The organism is Rathayibacter sp. VKM Ac-2754 (assembly GCF_009807095.1).
Taxonomy (GTDB): domain Bacteria; phylum Actinomycetota; class Actinomycetes; order Actinomycetales; family Microbacteriaceae; genus Rathayibacter.
Genome location: NZ_WUCC01000003.1, coordinates 308896 through 323792, shown reverse-complemented (window position 1 = coordinate 323792; position 14897 = coordinate 308896). Strand labels below are relative to the sequence as shown.

Genomic DNA, 14897 nt, shown 5'->3' with positions numbered 1-14897 from the left:
CTCACACCTCCACGGTGACGAGGGTCTGGACGCTGCGGCGGAACTCGGCCTGCATGTCGAGCGAGTCGCGCTGCAGCAGCCACTGCACCTGCAGGCCGTCCATGGTGGCGACGGTGCGGATGGCGGCGCTGCGCGGGTCGACTCCGGGCACGAGCTGACCCCGGGTGAGCATGTCGCCGAAGGCGGCGGTGAACAGGTCGACGACGTAGCGGTAGCGCTCGGCGAAGTAGTCGTGCGCCGGGTGGTCGGCGTGGGTCGCCTCGGCCGAGAGCACGCACTGCAGCTCGACGAGGCCGGGGATCTGCGTGTTGTAGGCGACCAGCTCGACCAGGGCGCGCACGGTCTCGACTCCCGGAACCGCCTCTCCGCTCGGGACGCGGGTGATCGAGTGGTCGTCGCGGAGGGTGAGCACGGCCGAGAGCAGCTCCCACTTGTTGGCGAAGTGGTGCAGCACGCCGGCCTGGCTGAGCCCGACCTTCTCGGCGATCTCGCGGAGGGAGGCGGCGTGGTAGCCGCTCGCCGAGAACACCTCGAGGCCCGCGCTGACGATCTCGGCACGTCGGGCCGCTGTCTTGGCGTACTGCCCGCGCGGGCGCCGCGGGGGTGAGGTGGGGAGTGCCATGAAGTGCCTCCTGGCGCATCGTTGCGAGGTGGTGGTGCGGGCGCCGTGAGGCGGGGCGGGGAAGCGCTCGTCGTCCCCCCGGTGCGAGAAACCTAACCCGTCGAGGTTTCGTAGTCAAAAAACTGGCGGGTAGTCGGATTTCAGAATCGTCCCCGTCTTCGCGGGACGAAACGGGGTTGCGCTTCCCGTGACCGGTCACGTGGATCACGAAAACCTAACGCCCGGAAGTTTTTTCCCTGAAAACCTAGGGGTCATCTGTTTTTCGTGTTAGCTTCCTCGGCACCGGCTCATGGACGAGTCGGGAGAACCTGGAGACCGAAGATGTTCCGATGGAAGAGGCTGGCGGCCGCTGCGATCGCCATCACCACGATGGTCGGCTTGACCAGCTGCGCTGCCGACTCGGGAGGAGGATCCTCCGAGGGCTCGGGCGGCACGCTCACTCTCGGTGCGATCCAGACCCTGTCGACGTTCGCCGCGGCGAACTCGTACTGGGCCAACGAGTCGCCCTACATGCAGGCCGTCTACGACACGGTCCTCCGGGCCGAGCCCGACGGCACGATCACCGAGGGCCTGGCCACCGCGTGGGAGTACAACGAGGACAGCACCGTCCTCACGCTGACGATCCGCGACGGAGTCACCTTCTCGGACGGCTCGACGCTCGACGCCGACGCTGTCGCCCAGAACCTGATCCGCTTCCGCGACGGCACCTCGCCCGACACGAACAAGATGGCCGACCTCGCCGACGCCGTCGCGACCGATGCCTCGACCGTCACGGTCACGCTCAAGCAGGCCAACCCGACCTTCCTCTTCTACCTGACGCAGAACGCCGGCCTCGTCGAGGCGCCCTCGGCCTTCGAGTCCGCCGACATCCAGACGGTCCCCGTCGGATCCGGCCCCTACGAGCTCGACGCGGCGAAGACCGTCATCGGCACCTCCTACGCCTTCACCAAGCGCGACGGCTACTGGGACGAGGAGTCGCAGCACTACGACGACCTCGTGATCAACGTGTACAGCGACTCCACCGCACTGGTGAACGCGATCAAGGGCGGCCAGGTCAACGCGGCCAACACCGTCGACAACAACGACCTCAAGGAGATCGAGGCGTCGGGCTTCACCGTCAACGCCTTCGAGCTCAACTGGACCGGGCTCCTCCTGCTCGACCGCGACGGCACGCTCGCTCCTGCGCTCAAGGACGTCCGCGTCCGCCAGGCGATCAACTACGCGTTCGACAAGGAGGCGCTGCTCACGGCGATCGGCCAGGGCTACGGCACCCCGACGACGCAGATCTTCCCGACGTCCTCCGAGGGCTACGACGAGTCGCTCGACGACGACTACCCCTACGACCCCGAGAAGGCCAAGGAGCTGCTCGCCGAGGCCGGCTACCCCGACGGCTTCGAGCTGGCCATGCCCACCTCCTCGCTCGTCGGCTCCGCGACCTTCACCCTCATCGAGCAGCAGCTCTCGGAGGTCGGCATCACCGCGAAGTACACCGACGCCGGCAACAACTTCATCGCCGACGTGCTCACGCCCAAGTACCCGGCCACCTGGCTCACGCTGCAGCAGGACCCCGACTGGGCGCTGATCAACTTCGAGCTCAGCGAGAACGCGATCTTCAACCCGTTCAAGAACGCCGACCCCGAGCTGGCGACGCTGATCGAGGCCGTGCGCACCGCCCCCGAGGCCGACTACGCCGCCGCCGTCCAGGCCGTCAACAAGTACACCGTCGACAACGCCTGGTTCGCCCCCTGGTACCGCCAGCAGTCGAGCTTCGTGACGGATGCGAACACGAAGGTCGAGACCCAGACGGGCAACGCCTACCCGTACCTCTGGAACATCACCCCGGCCTGATCCGGTCGTGAAGGGGCCGGCCCTCGGGTCGGCCCCTCCCCTTCTCCGCCCGTCGCCCTCGTGGGCGCTGCGGGCGCCGGCTCTCCTCGATCGAAGGAACCACCGATGACCAGGTTCATCCTGCGACGCGTCATCTCGGGGATCATCCTCGTGGTGCTGATCTCCGTCGTCGCCTACGCACTCCTCTACCTCGGCGGCGGCGACATCGCCCGCCGCATCCTCGGACAGAACGCGACGCCGGAGGCGGTGGCCGCGCGGGCCGCGCAGCTCGGCCTCGACCAGCCGATCTGGACCCAGTACGCCGGCTGGCTCGGCGGCGCTGTCACCGGCGACCTCGGCAACTCGTGGTTCACCGGTCAGCCGGTCGCCACCGCCATCAGCACCCGCGTCAGCGTCACGCTCTCGCTGGTCATCGGCGCCACCCTCATCTCGGCGGTCATCGCCGTGGTGCTCGGAGTCTGGGCCGCGGTCCGCCGCGGCTGGGCCGACAAGCTCGTGCAGCTGGTCTCGGTCCTCGGCTTCGCGATCCCCGGCTTCCTCATCGCGCTGGGCCTCGTGACGGTCTTCGCCATCAACCTCCGCTGGTTCAAGCCGACCGGCTACGTCAACCTCACCGACTCGTTCGCGGGCTGGGTCGCCACCGTCACGCTGCCGATCATCGCCCTCGCGATCGGAGGCATCGCCGGTGTGGCGCAGCAGGTCCGCGGCTCGGTGATCGACGCGCTCCGCCAGGACTACGTGCGGACGCTGCGCTCGCGCGGCATCCCCGCCTCCCGAGTCGTCTTCCAGCACGTGCTCCGCAACGCCGGCGGCCCCGCTCTCGCGGTGCTCGCGGTGCAGTTCATCGGCCTCCTCGGCGGCGCGGTGATCGTGGAGCAGATCTTCGCGATCCCGGGTCTCGGCCAGGTCGCGGTCACCGCGACCACCCAGGGCGACATCCCGCTGGTCATGGGCCTCGTGCTCATCACGGCGATCATCGTCGTCATCGTCAACCTGCTCATCGACCTGCTCCAGGGCTGGCTCAACCCGAAGGTGCGACTCTCATGACCGCCATCTCTCCGCCGCCCGGCCCCGCCCTCGACGTCGCCGTCGAGGAGCGAGCCGCCCGGACGCACCTCTTCCGCCGCCTCCTGCACAACCCGATCGGGCTCGTCTCGCTCGTGTTCCTCGTGCTCGTCGTCCTCTCGGCGGTCCTCGCCCCCCTGCTCGCCCCGGCCGACCCCAACCAGGCGTCGCTCCAGGACGTGCTCGCCGAGCCGGGTGCCGCGCACCTGCTCGGCGCCGACAGCGCCGGCCGCGACGTGCTCTCGCGCCTGCTCTTCGCGACGCAGTTCAGCCTCGCCGGCGCCCTGGTCGCCCTTCTCGTCGCGATGGCCATCGGGGTCACGAGCGGTCTGCTCGCCGGCTACTTCGGCGGCTGGTTCGACTCGGTGTCGTCCTGGACGACCGGCCTCCTGATGGCGCTCCCCGGCATCGTCGTGCTCCTCGCCGCCCGTGCCGTCATCGGCCCGTCGATGTGGCTCTCGATGGCGATCTTCGGCGTCCTGCTGTCGCCCGCGTTCCACCGGCTGGTCTACGCCTCCGTCACCGCGGTGCGCGGCGAGCTGTTCGTCGACGCGGCCCGCGTCTCGGGGCTCGGCAACGGGCGGATCATCGCCCGGCACATCCTCACCGTCGTCCGCGCTCCCGTCATCATCCAGGCGGCGCTCATCGCCGGCATCGCCATCGCGATCCAGGCCGGACTCGAGTTCCTCGGGCTCGGCGACCTGTCGATCCCGACCTGGGGGTCGATGCTCAACGACGGCTTCTCGAACGTGTTCAACGCCCCGATCCTGATGCTCTGGCCGAGCCTCGCGATCGGCCTCACCTCGATCGCGCTGACCCTGCTGGGCAATGCGATGCGGGACGAGCTCGAGCGCAGCGCCTCCGGAGCCAAGCGCTCGAAGAAGCGCAAGTCGGCCTCGGCGCCGGCCACCGTGCCGACCAGCCTCTCGACGATCGGCATCCAGACGATGCTCGACGAGGACGCTGCGACGCCGCAGACCGTCGTGCACGAGGAGACGTCCGCTTCCGGTTCTTCGCAGGCCGGCGCCGCCGAAGTGCTCCGCGTCACCAACCTCTCGGTCGGCTACGGCCAGGGCGACGGATCGACGAAGACCGTCGTGCACGACGTCTCGCTCACGGTCCGCCGCGGCGAGATCCACGGGCTGATCGGCGAGTCGGGCTCGGGCAAGACGCAGACCGCCTGGTCGGTCCTGCGCCTGCTGCCCGAGGGCGGCCGGATCACCGGCGGCTCGATCGTCTTCGACGGACAGGATCTCGCGCACCTCTCCGAGAAGGAGATGACGAAGCTGCGCGGCAAGCGCATCGCGTACATCCCCCAGGAGCCGATGTCGAACCTCGACCCCTCGTTCACCATCGGGACCCAGCTCGTGCAGCCGATGCGCGTGTGCCTGGGCCTCTCGAAGGCGGAGGCGAAGGAGCGGGCGATCGCGCTGCTCACCCGGGTGGGCATCCCGAACCCGCAGCGGACCTTCGACGCGTACCCCCACGAGGTCTCGGGCGGCATGGCCCAGCGCGTGCTCATCGCCGGCGCCGTCTCGTGCGACCCCGACCTGCTGATCGCCGACGAGCCGACCACCGCTCTCGACGTCACGGTGCAGGCCGAGGTGCTCGACCTGCTCCGCGAGCTGCAGTCCGAGCTCGACATGGGCATGATCCTCGTCACGCACAACTTCGGCGTCGTCGCCGACCTGTGCGACCGCGTCTCGGTCATGCGCGACGGACGCATCGTCGAGACCGGGCCGGTGCGCTCGATCTTCGCCGACCCCCGCCACCCGTACACCCGCGCCCTGTTCGACGCGATCCTCGAGGAGGGGCCCGCGCGCGGACCGCTCGTCACGGCCACGAAGGAGACCTCGCGATGAGCGAGACCGTGCCCAACAAGACCCTGCTGGACGTCAAGGACGTCGTCGTCGAGTACCCCGGCAAGGGGTTCCGCGCCGCGCCGTTCAAGGCTCTGAAGGGCGTCTCGCTCGACATCCGGCCCGGCGAGACCGTGGGTCTCGTGGGGGAGTCGGGCTCGGGCAAGACGACGCTCGGCCGCGCGGTGCTGGGGCTCGCCCCGGTCACCGGGGGCGAGATCGTCTACAACGGCCGCGACATCGCGCACCTGAGCCGGCGCGAGCGCCGGGCGCTCTCCTCCGAGATCCAGGTCGTGTTCCAGGACCCGTACACCTCGCTCAACCCGTCGCTGACGATCGAGCAGATCCTGGTCGAGCCGCTCACCGTGCGGAAGGTCGACGGCAAGGTCGCCTCGAAGCGCGTGCGCGAGCTGCTCGACCAGGTGGGCCTGCCGCAGTCGGCCGCCGACCGCCTCCCGCGCGAGTTCTCGGGCGGTCAGCGGCAGCGGATCGCGATCGCCCGGGCGCTCGCCCTCGAGCCGCGGCTGATCGTCTGCGACGAGCCCGTCTCGGCGCTGGACCTCTCGACCCAGGCCCGCGTGCTCGATCTCTTCACCGAGATCCAGGAGCGCACCGGAGTCGCGTACCTCTTCGTCTCGCACGACCTCGCCGTCGTGCGGCACCTCTCGCACCGCGTCGCCGTGATGTACCACGGTGAGATCGTGGAGTGGGGCGACGGCGACCAGGTCACCGCGCGCCCGGAGCACGAGTACACGCAGCGCCTGTTCCTGGCGGCGCCCGTGGCCGACCCCGTGCGCCAGCAGGCGCGTCGCGAGGAGCGCCGCGCGTTCACGGCCGCCCACGCCTGACGGAGTGCCGACCCTCGCGAGGGGGATCGGCACCCTCTGCCGTGAGAAACCAACTACTGCTAGGTTTTGAGCGACGATGCCGTCGCTTCGAAAGAGAGAGAGTCACCGTGACCGACACCTCCACCGCCCCCGTCATCTCGGCCGAAGGGCCCGACGCCGACGCCCGCCTCAGCGAACTGATCGCGCGCCTCGACCTCGAGGAGAAGGTGCAGCTGCTCACCGGCCGCGACTTCTGGACCACCTGGCCGATCGAGAAGATCGGCCTGCGCCGCATGCTCGTCTCCGACGGCCCCTCCGGCGTGCGCGGCGAGGTCTGGGACGAGCGCTCGCCCTCGCTGAACCTGCCCTCGGCGACCGCGCTCTCCTCCTCCTGGGACCGCTCGATCGCCCGGCGCTACGGCGCCGCGGCCGCCGTCGAGGCCCGCCGCAAGGACGTCGACGTCGTCCTCGGCCCGACCATCAACCTGCACCGCTCGCCGCTCGGCGGCCGCCACTTCGAGGGCTTCAGCGAGGACCCGGTGCTCACCGCGGATCTCGCCGCCGCCTACGTGAGCGGCGTGCAGGAGAACGGCGTCGGCGCCACTCCGAAGCACTACATCGCCAACGACTCCGAGACCGACCGCTTCACGGTCGACGTGCGCGTCGGCGACCGTGCTCTGCGCGAGCTCTACCTGCTCGCCTTCGAGCGCGCGATCGTCGAGACCCGCGCCTGGCTCGTGATGAGCTCGTACAACTCGATCAACGGCGTCACCGCGACCGAGAACGACCTGCTCGAGACCCCGCTGAACAGCGAGTGGGGCTTCGACGGAGTCGTCATCAGCGACTGGACCGCCGTGCGATCGGTCGACAGCGCCCGCGCCGCGCAGGACCTCGTCATGCCCGGCCCCGACGGCCCGTGGGGCGCCGCGCTGGTCGCCGCCGTCCGCTCCGGCGAGATCGACGAGTCGGTGATCGACCGCAAGGTCCGCCGCATCCTCCGCCTCGCCGCGCGCGTCGGCGCCCTCGAGGGCTTCGCGCCCGCCGTCGCCGAGCCGGTGCTCGTCGAGGACGGCCGCACCTTCGCCCGCGAGGCCGCCGCGGCGGGCAGCGTGCTGCTGCGCAACACCGGTGAGCTGCCGTGGGACGCGAGCGCCCTCTCCTCCGTCGCCGTGATCGGCCACAACGCCCGCGAGGCCCGCACCCAGGGCGGCGGATCGGCGACCGTGCTCCCCGAGAAGGTCGTCACGCCGCTCGACGGCGTCCGCGCCGCGCTGCCCGACGCCCGGGTCGGCTACGCGCTCGGCGCGGTCGTGCAGGACGGAGTCGCCCCGCTCGTCCTCGAGACCATCACCAATCCGGTCACGGGCGAGCCCGGGCAGCGCGTCCGCTTCCTCGACGCGTCCGGCGCCGAGCTGTTCGTCGAGGACCGCCGCGCCACCTCCCTCGTCTGGTTCGGCGGCACGGCCCCCATCGCCGCCTCGGCCCGCGTCGAGTTCTCGACGATCCTGACTCCCGCGGCCGACGCCACGGTGCGCCTCGGCTTCGCCGTCGCCGGCACTGCCCGCGTCTACGTCGACGGCGAGCTGTTCCTCGAGGAGACGCTGTCGCCCGTCGGCAACGACCTCGGCGCGTCGCTGCTCGCGCCGCCGTCGGTCTCGGCCCCGCTCACGGTCACCGCGGGCACACCCGTCGACATCCGCATCGAGTACGACATCGTGCACGCCGAGGGCGACCTCGACGGCGCGCTCGGCTTCACCTACGGCCTCGAGCCCGACGACACCCCGGCCGACGAGCTCATCGCGGAGGCGGTGGCGCTCGCCCGCGACGCCGACGTCGCCCTCGTGGTCGTCGGCACCAACTCCGCCGTCGAGTCGGAGGGCTACGATCGCAGCTCCCTCGACCTGCCCGGCGAGCAGGATGCGCTCGTGCGCGCCGTCGCCGCCGTCAACCCGCGCACCGTGGTCGTCGTCAACGCCGGAGCCCCCGTGCTGCTGCCGTGGCGCGACGAGGTCGCGGCCGTGCTCGTCGGCTACTTCGGCGGGCAGGAGATGGGCGACGCGGTCGCCGACATCCTCCTCGGCCGCGTCGAGCCCGGCGGACGCCTGCCCACCACCTGGCCGGCCGCCATCGAGGACGTCCCCGTCCTCTCGACGCTCCCCACCGACGGCGAGCTGCACTACGACGAGGGCATCCACATCGGCTACCGCGCGTGGCTCCGGAGCGAGGTCGAGCCGGCCTACGGCTTCGGCCACGGCCTCGGCTACACGTCGTTCGAGCTGCTCTCGGTCGCGACGCCCGCCCCCGCGACGGCGGGCGAGGACGCGGTGCTCCTGGTCGACGTCGCCAACACGGGCGAGCGCGCGGGCAAGGTCGTGCTGCAGGCCTACGCCGAGCGACGCGACTCCGCCGTCGAGCGCCCCGTGCGCTGGCTGGTCGGCTTCGAGAGCGCCAGCGTCGAGGCCGGCGCCACCGCGCAGATCGCGGTGACCGTGCCGACGCGCCTCCTCGCCACCTGGAACGACGGCTGGGAGTACGAGGCGGGAGCGTTCACTCTGCGGATCGGCACCTCGCTCGAAGACGTCCCGCTGGCCACCGAGCTGGAGATCCTGGCATGAGCACCGCTCCTGCCGGTTCTGTGGGCGCCCCGTTCCCCAACCCGCTGATCCCCGGGTTCAACCCCGACCCGAGCGTGGTGCTCGTCGACGGCGTCTACCACCTCGTCACCTCGACGTTCGAGTACCTGCCCGGCATGCCCGTCTACCGCAGCACCGATTTCGAGACGTGGGAGCGGATCGGCAACGTCGCGACGCGCGCCGAGCAGATCGCGGTCGACGAGGTCCCCACGGGTCTCGGAGTCTGGGCGCCGACGATCCGCCACCACGACGGGCTCTTCCACGTGATCGTGACGGTGCCCGCCGGGCGCGGCTGCGTGGTGTTCACGACGGAGGATCCCGCCGGCCCGTGGAGCGACGGCACCGTCCTGCGCTCCCCGGACGGAGAGGGCCTCCAGGGCATCGACCCCGACCTGGCCTGGGACGAGGACGGCACCGCGTACGTCACCTACTCCGGACTGATCCTCGACGGCCCCGACACGGGGCAGCACCTCGGGATCCAGCAGGTGCGGGTCGATCTCGCGACCGGCACGATCCTCGAGGAGCCGCGCTCGCTGTGGTCGGGCACCGGCGGCGGGTTCCCGGAGGCTCCGCACCTGTACCGTCGGGGCTCCACCTGGTACCTGCTCATCGCGGAGGGCGGCACCGAGCGCGGCCACGGCGTCTCGATCGCACGCGGCGATTCGCCGACGGGCCCGTTCGAGACCGCGCCGAGCAATCCGTTCCTGACGGCGCGCGGCACGACGCGGCCGGTGCAGAACACCGGGCACGGCGACCTCGTCGAGGGCCCCGACGGCTCCACGCTCCTGGTGATGCTCGGCGTGCGCCCGCGCGGCGCCACCCGCGCCTTCTCGGCGCTGGGCCGCGAGACGTTCGTCACGCGCGTCGAGTGGGTCGACGGCTGGCCGGTCGCCGAGCCGGTGCAGCTCGCTCCGCGCGGACCGCTGCGCGACGACGTCGACTTCGCGAATCCGCTCGACTCCGGCTGGATCGGGGTGCGGCGCCTGCCCTCCGCGATCTCGGCGGTCGAGGACGGCGCGCTGGTGATCGCGGGGGAGGGGCGGACGCTCCGTCACCCTCAGCCGACCTTTGTGGGACGCAGGCAGCTCACGCAGACGATGACCGCGTCCGTGGTCGTCGACGTGTCCAGCGGAGTCGGCGGACTGGCCGTCCGCTACGACGAGGACTCGTTCTACGCGATCGAGGCCGAGTCGACCGGCTCGGGGACGCGGGTGACCGCCCGCGCGGTGATCCCCTCCTTCGAGCAGGAGTGGACCGCCGAGCTGCCCGAGGGCCCGGTGACGCTGGTGCTCGAGTCGGAGCGCGACGGCGGCGTCGGCTTCGGACCGGGGCAGATGACGAGCGACTTCGTCGTGCTGCGGGCGGAGGCGGGCGGCGTCTCGCGCACGCTCGCCCGGATCGACGGCCGCTCCCTCACCGCCGAGACGGCGACCTCGTTCACCGGCCGCGTGCTCGGCCTGTACGCGGTGACGGGTGCGCCGGCGTTCTCGGCGTACCGCTACTCCGGAACCGACGACTAGAGGGGTACCGACGACGAGAAGTCGTCCGTCTCTACCACGTTTGCTCACGCCCGCAACCCGGTGCACTCCCAGGCGGCTCCCGAATACCGTCGAGGAAGACGACCGCAGCTGCGGATCGCCGCCATCGAAGACAGCAAGGAGCACCACCGTGCCGCAGATCATCGAGACCGTCGACGTCAACGTCCCCGTGTCCGTCGCGTACAACCAGTGGACCCAGTTCGAGGAGTTCCCGAAGTTCCTCGACGAGGTCGAGTCGATCCAGCAGGTCACCGAGACCCTCACCGTCTGGAAGGTCAAGGTCGGCCCCGTCGAGCGCGAGTTCGAAGCCAACATCACCGAGCAGCACCCCGACGAGCGCGTCGCCTGGAACAGCACCGGAGGCGAGACCGACCACGCCGGTGTCGTCACCTTCCACAAGCTCTCGGACGCCGAGACCCGCGTCACCGTGCAGCTCGACTGGGAGCCCAAGGGCTTCCTCGAGACCGTCGGCTCGCTCGTGGGCGCCGGAAGCCACGCCGTGAAGAAGGACCTGAAGAACTTCAAGGAGTACATCGAGTCGAAGGGCTCGCCGGACGGCGCCTGGCGCGGCGACGTGAAGGCCTGAGCCATGAGCGACACCACGAGCGCCACTCCTCCGGAAGAGGACGGCGTCGGCACCGAGGGCACCATCCCGGACTCCGAGGACGGCCTCGCCGTCGGTGTGTCGGGTGACTCGCACTTCAACCCCGAAGAGGACGCCCCCGCGGACAGCGAGAGCGATACCGACGAGAAGTGACTTCTCCGAAGGGCCGGGCGGACTGATCCGCCCGGCCCTTCGTCGTTCTCAGCGCCAGGCGCGGGCGTACTGCGCGGGAGCGATGTCGACTCCGAGCTCGTGCGCCATGCGCGTCGCGGCGTGCGGGTCGCGCAGGAGCTCGCGTGCCAGCAGCACCACGTCGGCGTCACCCGCAGTGATGACTCCCTCGGCCTGCTCGGCCGTGGTGATCAGTCCGACGGCGCCGACCGGGGCACCGGTCGCCCGCCGCAGCTCGCGGGCGAACGGCACCTGGTAGAGGGGTGCGACGGGGATGTGCGTGCCGCCGACGAGCCCGCCGGTCGACACGTCGAAGAGGTCGACGCCCGCCTCGCGCGCCCACTCCGCGACGCGGATGGTCTCCTCGAGCGTCCAGCCGCCCTCGGCCCAGTCGGTGGCCGAGAACCGGACGAGCAACGGCAGCTCGCCGATCTCGGCGCGCACCGCCCGCACGGTCTCGAGGAGGAGGCGCGCCCGGTTCTCGAGCGATCCGCCGTACCCGTCCTCGCGCCGGTTCGAGAGCGGCGAGAGGAACTGGTGCAGCAGGTAGCCGTGCGCGGCGTGCAGCTCGATCACATCGAAGCCCGCCTCGACGGCGCGGCGAGCGGAGGCGCGGAACGCCTCCACGAGGCCCGGCAGCTCCCCGGCGTCGAGCGCCCGCGGCTCCGCGTAGCCGTCGAAGGCCACGGCCGAGGGGGCGACGGTGTCCCAGCCGCCCTCCTCGGCGGGGACGGTGCCGCGCCCGCTCCACTCGCGGTAGGTCGACGCCTTGCGGCCGGCATGCGCCAGCTGCACCCCGGCGAGCGAGCCCTGCTCGTGCACGAAGTCGACGATCGGCGCCCACGCGTCGCGCTGCGCGTCGTCCCAGAGGCCGGTGTCCCAGGGGCTGATGCGGCCCTCGGGAGTGACGGCCGTCGCCTCCGAGATCACGACTCCGACGCCGCCACGGGCGATCGAGCCGAGGTGCACGAGGTGCCAGCCGGTCGGCCGGCCGTCCTGCGCCTCGACCGAGTACTGGCACATCGGCGCCGCCCACAGTCGGTTGCGAGCGGTGCGGGAGCGGAGGGTGAGCGGCCGGAAGAGGGCCGGCCCGGAAGCGTCGTCAGTCATGCAGAGGGGTAACCGGGAACAGAGCCCGGCTATGCCCTGACGGTGCGAACCGGGCCCGCTTCAGCGCGGCCAGGTCGAACCCGGAGCGTCCTGCCAGGCGTCGCTCGACGGCGCGAGCGCGGCGAGCTCGTCGAACAGCGCGTCGGGGATCTCGAGGGCGTCGTCGGCCACGAACGCGTCGTAGTGCTCGGCCGTCGTCGCTCCGACCACCGTCGTCGTCACCCGCGGGTCGCGGGTCGAGAACTGCAGCGCCGCCGCGGCGAGTGGCACCCCGGCGCGCTCGCAGGCTGCTCCCATCGCGGCCACCGCGTCGACGACCTCGGCGGGAGCCGGGCGGTACGCGTAGGTCTTGACCGGCTCCGGCCAGCGGGCGAGAGCGCCCCCGCCGTAGACGGCGGCGTTCACCACGACCACGCCGCGGTCGACGGAGGCGTCCAGCAGCTCCTCGGACGAGCGGTCGACCAGCGTGAACCGGTTGTGCGTGATCACCGCGTCGAAGAGCCCCGTCTCGACGTAGTGCAGCAGCATCGGCGCCGGCCCGCCCGAGATGCCGATCGACAGCGCGACGCCCGCCTCCTTCATGGCGACGAGCGCCTTCACGGGGCCGTCGTCGGCGAACGCCTCGTCGTACGAGATCCGCTCGGGGTCGTGCAGGTACAGCAGGGGCAGCACGTCCATCCCGAGACGCTCGCGGCTCTCGTCGAGGCTGCGCCGCATCCGCTCGGCCGAGAAGCTGCCGGTCTGGGGATCGCGGTCGAGCTTGGTGACCACGGTGATCCCCTCCGGCACGCCGCCGCGCGCCCGCAGAGCCTCGCCGATCAGGCGCTCGCTGTGCCCGAGGGCGTACTCGTTCGACGTGTCGATCACCGAGACGGCGCGGTTGCCCGCTGCGGAGTCGAGGACCCGCTCGAGCGCCGGCACCCGGTCGAGGTCGCGCACGCGCTCGGGATTCCACGAGGTACCGAGGGTGAGCCGGGTGACGGAGGCGCCCGACGGGCCGAACGGACGGAGGCTGGACTGCGATGTCATGCCGCCAGCCTGACAGTGTTCGGGGTTCAGTGCACCAACGTGCTCAGCCAGACCACGACGAAGCCGAGCAGCGTGGTGATCAGCGTGCTGAGGAGGCGCCGCGCGAGCGAACTGCCCCGGCGCGCCGACATCACGTAGCCGAGCACGGCGAGGATCACGACCCCCGAGCCGAGCGCCAGGTAGTAGGCCGTGTACTCCTCGACGAGTCCGAGCGGACCGAGCGCGAGGAAGAGGGCGGGCACGATCATCGCAGCGAGCATGCCGATCGAGTGCCGCGCGGTGTCGCCCACCGCGGCGAGCACGGTTCGCGGGCTGGGCTCGGAATCGGGCAGCCTCGCGATCGTCCCCGCGTACAGATGCGCGATCCAGAACACGGTGACCGAGCCGAGGAGGAAGAGCAGCACTTCGAGATCGGTGTCCTTGTCCCAGCCCACGGCGATCAGCGTGATCGCGAGGACCGTGCCGTAGATCGCTCCCTCGGTGCGCATGACGGCGACGACGGCTCCGACGGTGTCGGTCTTCTGCATGGCGCCCACCCTAGCCAGCCTGCGTTCAGCCCGCGCGCACCGAGACGTTCTCGCCGAGGGCGGTCCAGTCGAGTCCGGGGGAGTCCTCGGGGCCGGCGCCGTCGGGATGCAGGCGGGCCACGAAGGCGCCCGGCATCGAGGTCTCGAGCTCGCCACCGCCGCATCCCGAGAACGGCTCGTACTCGGTGAGGACGATCATGCAGCGGGCGTCGTCGTCGGCCGAGAGAGCGATGTACACCGCCGCTCCGTCGGCGCTGCCCGCGTAGCGCACCGAGTCGAGGTCGATGCTGTCGTCGACGGTGCCGAGGTCGGGGAGCACGTCGCGGTCGTCCCTGGTGCGCTCGAAGTCCGAGTACGGAGTCGGTCCGGCGCAGCCTGCGAGGAGTGCCGCGGTGAGGAGGGCGGCTACCGCCCCGCCGATCCGAGCCGTGCTGCGTGCCATCGAGGCCCCCTTCGTGGTGCCCACCCTAGCGACCGTCCTGTCAGCGCACCCGGCGGTAGGTGTCGATGCTCACGCCGGAGTCGAACCGTCGCGACTCGAGGCGGTGGAACCGCCGAGCGGCGTACGGCGCGCCTCCGAAGAGCGGGACGCCGTCGCAGAGCACGACCGGGTTCACCTTGAGGATCAGCGTGTCGATCTGCTCGACCAGCGCGCCCGCGAGCGCGCCGCCGCCCGCCAGCCAGACGCCGCCTCCGCCGCCGGCGCGCAGCTCGCGGACCGTGGCGACCGGGTCGGCGGTGGTCTCGATCCCCTCGGGGACCGCGTGGCCGCCCCGGGTCGCGACGATCTGCCGCAGGTGCGGGTAGGGGCTGTCGATGCCGGCGTCGAGCGCGGGCGTGTAGGTGCGCCACCCCATGATCACGGTGTCGAAGCGGGAGCCGTCGGCCGTGACTCCGAGGGCCTGCTGCGCGTGGATCGGGAGGGTGTCGCTGTAGTCGGCGAGGATCGCGTCGAAGTGGTCGCCCTCGGCCGGGAACGCGCTCCAGTCGCCGTCGGGCGCGGCGATCAGGCCGTCGAGACTGGTCGCGACGTAGTAGGTCAGCTCGCGCACGGGGCACCTCCG

General features: G+C 71.3%; 14 protein-coding genes. 8 read left to right on the top strand and 6 right to left on the bottom strand.

Going from position 1 to position 14897, the window contains the following annotated elements; genetic code table 11:
* Position 1: 1 nt before the first annotated feature.
* The gene (locus GRS92_RS07045; protein WP_159854625.1) at positions 2-622 is read right to left on the bottom strand and encodes a TetR/AcrR family transcriptional regulator; all 621 of its coding nucleotides are present in this window, start codon (positions 620-622) and stop codon (positions 2-4) included.
* A 321-nt stretch (positions 623-943) separates the two neighbouring features.
* Here GRS92_RS07045 and GRS92_RS07040 point away from each other — a divergent pair, with 321 nt between their 5' ends.
* The 8 genes from GRS92_RS07040 to GRS92_RS18835 all read left to right on the top strand — a co-directional run bounded on the left by GRS92_RS07040 (position 944) and on the right by GRS92_RS18835 (position 11149).
* Positions 944-2470: an ABC transporter substrate-binding protein gene (locus tag GRS92_RS07040; RefSeq protein WP_159854623.1), complete on the top strand. Its 1527-nt coding sequence runs from the start codon at positions 944-946 to the stop codon at positions 2468-2470.
* Between the two features lie 105 nt (positions 2471-2575).
* On the top strand, positions 2576-3517 hold the full coding sequence (locus tag GRS92_RS07035; RefSeq protein ID WP_159854621.1) for an ABC transporter permease: 942 nt from the start codon (positions 2576-2578) through the stop codon (positions 3515-3517).
* The gene (locus GRS92_RS07030; RefSeq protein WP_159854619.1) at positions 3514-5397 is read left to right on the top strand and encodes a dipeptide/oligopeptide/nickel ABC transporter permease/ATP-binding protein; all 1884 of its coding nucleotides are present in this window, start codon (positions 3514-3516) and stop codon (positions 5395-5397) included. The genes GRS92_RS07035 and GRS92_RS07030 overlap by 4 nt, the downstream gene beginning before the upstream one ends.
* The gene (locus tag GRS92_RS07025) at positions 5394-6242 is read left to right on the top strand and encodes an ATP-binding cassette domain-containing protein (RefSeq protein WP_159854617.1); all 849 of its coding nucleotides are present in this window, start codon (positions 5394-5396) and stop codon (positions 6240-6242) included. The genes GRS92_RS07030 and GRS92_RS07025 overlap by 4 nt, the downstream gene beginning before the upstream one ends.
* Positions 6243-6349: 107 nt before the next feature.
* Entirely contained in the window at positions 6350-8836 is a 2487-nt protein-coding gene (locus GRS92_RS07020; RefSeq protein WP_159854615.1) for a glycoside hydrolase family 3 C-terminal domain-containing protein, read from the top strand.
* The gene (locus tag GRS92_RS07015; RefSeq protein WP_159854613.1) at positions 8833-10374 is read left to right on the top strand and encodes a glycoside hydrolase family 43 protein; all 1542 of its coding nucleotides are present in this window, start codon (positions 8833-8835) and stop codon (positions 10372-10374) included. Before GRS92_RS07020 ends, GRS92_RS07015 begins: the two co-directional genes overlap by 4 nt.
* A gap of 148 nt (positions 10375-10522) precedes the next feature.
* Positions 10523-10978 (top strand): SRPBCC family protein, encoded by a 456-nt coding sequence (locus GRS92_RS07010; protein WP_159854611.1) that lies wholly within the window; start codon positions 10523-10525, stop codon positions 10976-10978.
* 3 nt (positions 10979-10981) lie between these two features.
* Positions 10982-11149 carry a hypothetical protein gene (locus GRS92_RS18835; RefSeq protein WP_204162046.1) on the top strand — a complete coding sequence of 56 codons (168 nt, stop codon included), beginning with the start codon at positions 10982-10984 and terminating at the stop codon, positions 11147-11149.
* A gap of 48 nt (positions 11150-11197) precedes the next feature.
* On the opposite strand, the gene GRS92_RS07005 is transcribed toward GRS92_RS18835, so the two are convergent.
* Genes GRS92_RS07005 through GRS92_RS06985 form a run of 5 tightly spaced genes read right to left on the bottom strand, consistent with a single transcriptional unit; the run spans position 11198 to position 14885 of the window.
* Positions 11198-12277, bottom strand: coding sequence for an NADH:flavin oxidoreductase/NADH oxidase (locus tag GRS92_RS07005; protein ID WP_159854609.1), 1080 nt, complete (start codon positions 12275-12277; stop codon positions 11198-11200).
* Positions 12278-12337: 60 nt separating this feature from the next.
* On the bottom strand, positions 12338-13306 hold the full coding sequence (locus tag GRS92_RS07000) for an aldo/keto reductase (protein ID WP_159854607.1): 969 nt from the start codon (positions 13304-13306) through the stop codon (positions 12338-12340).
* Positions 13307-13332: 26 nt separating this feature from the next.
* Positions 13333-13833: a hypothetical protein gene (locus GRS92_RS06995; RefSeq protein ID WP_159854605.1), complete on the bottom strand. Its 501-nt coding sequence runs from the start codon at positions 13831-13833 to the stop codon at positions 13333-13335.
* Positions 13834-13858: 25 nt separating this feature from the next.
* Positions 13859-14275: a hypothetical protein gene (locus tag GRS92_RS06990; protein ID WP_159854603.1), complete on the bottom strand. Its 417-nt coding sequence runs from the start codon at positions 14273-14275 to the stop codon at positions 13859-13861.
* Positions 14276-14315: 40 nt separating this feature from the next.
* Positions 14316-14885: a dihydrofolate reductase family protein gene (locus GRS92_RS06985; RefSeq protein WP_159854601.1), complete on the bottom strand. Its 570-nt coding sequence runs from the start codon at positions 14883-14885 to the stop codon at positions 14316-14318.
* Positions 14886-14897 lie beyond the last annotated feature (12 nt).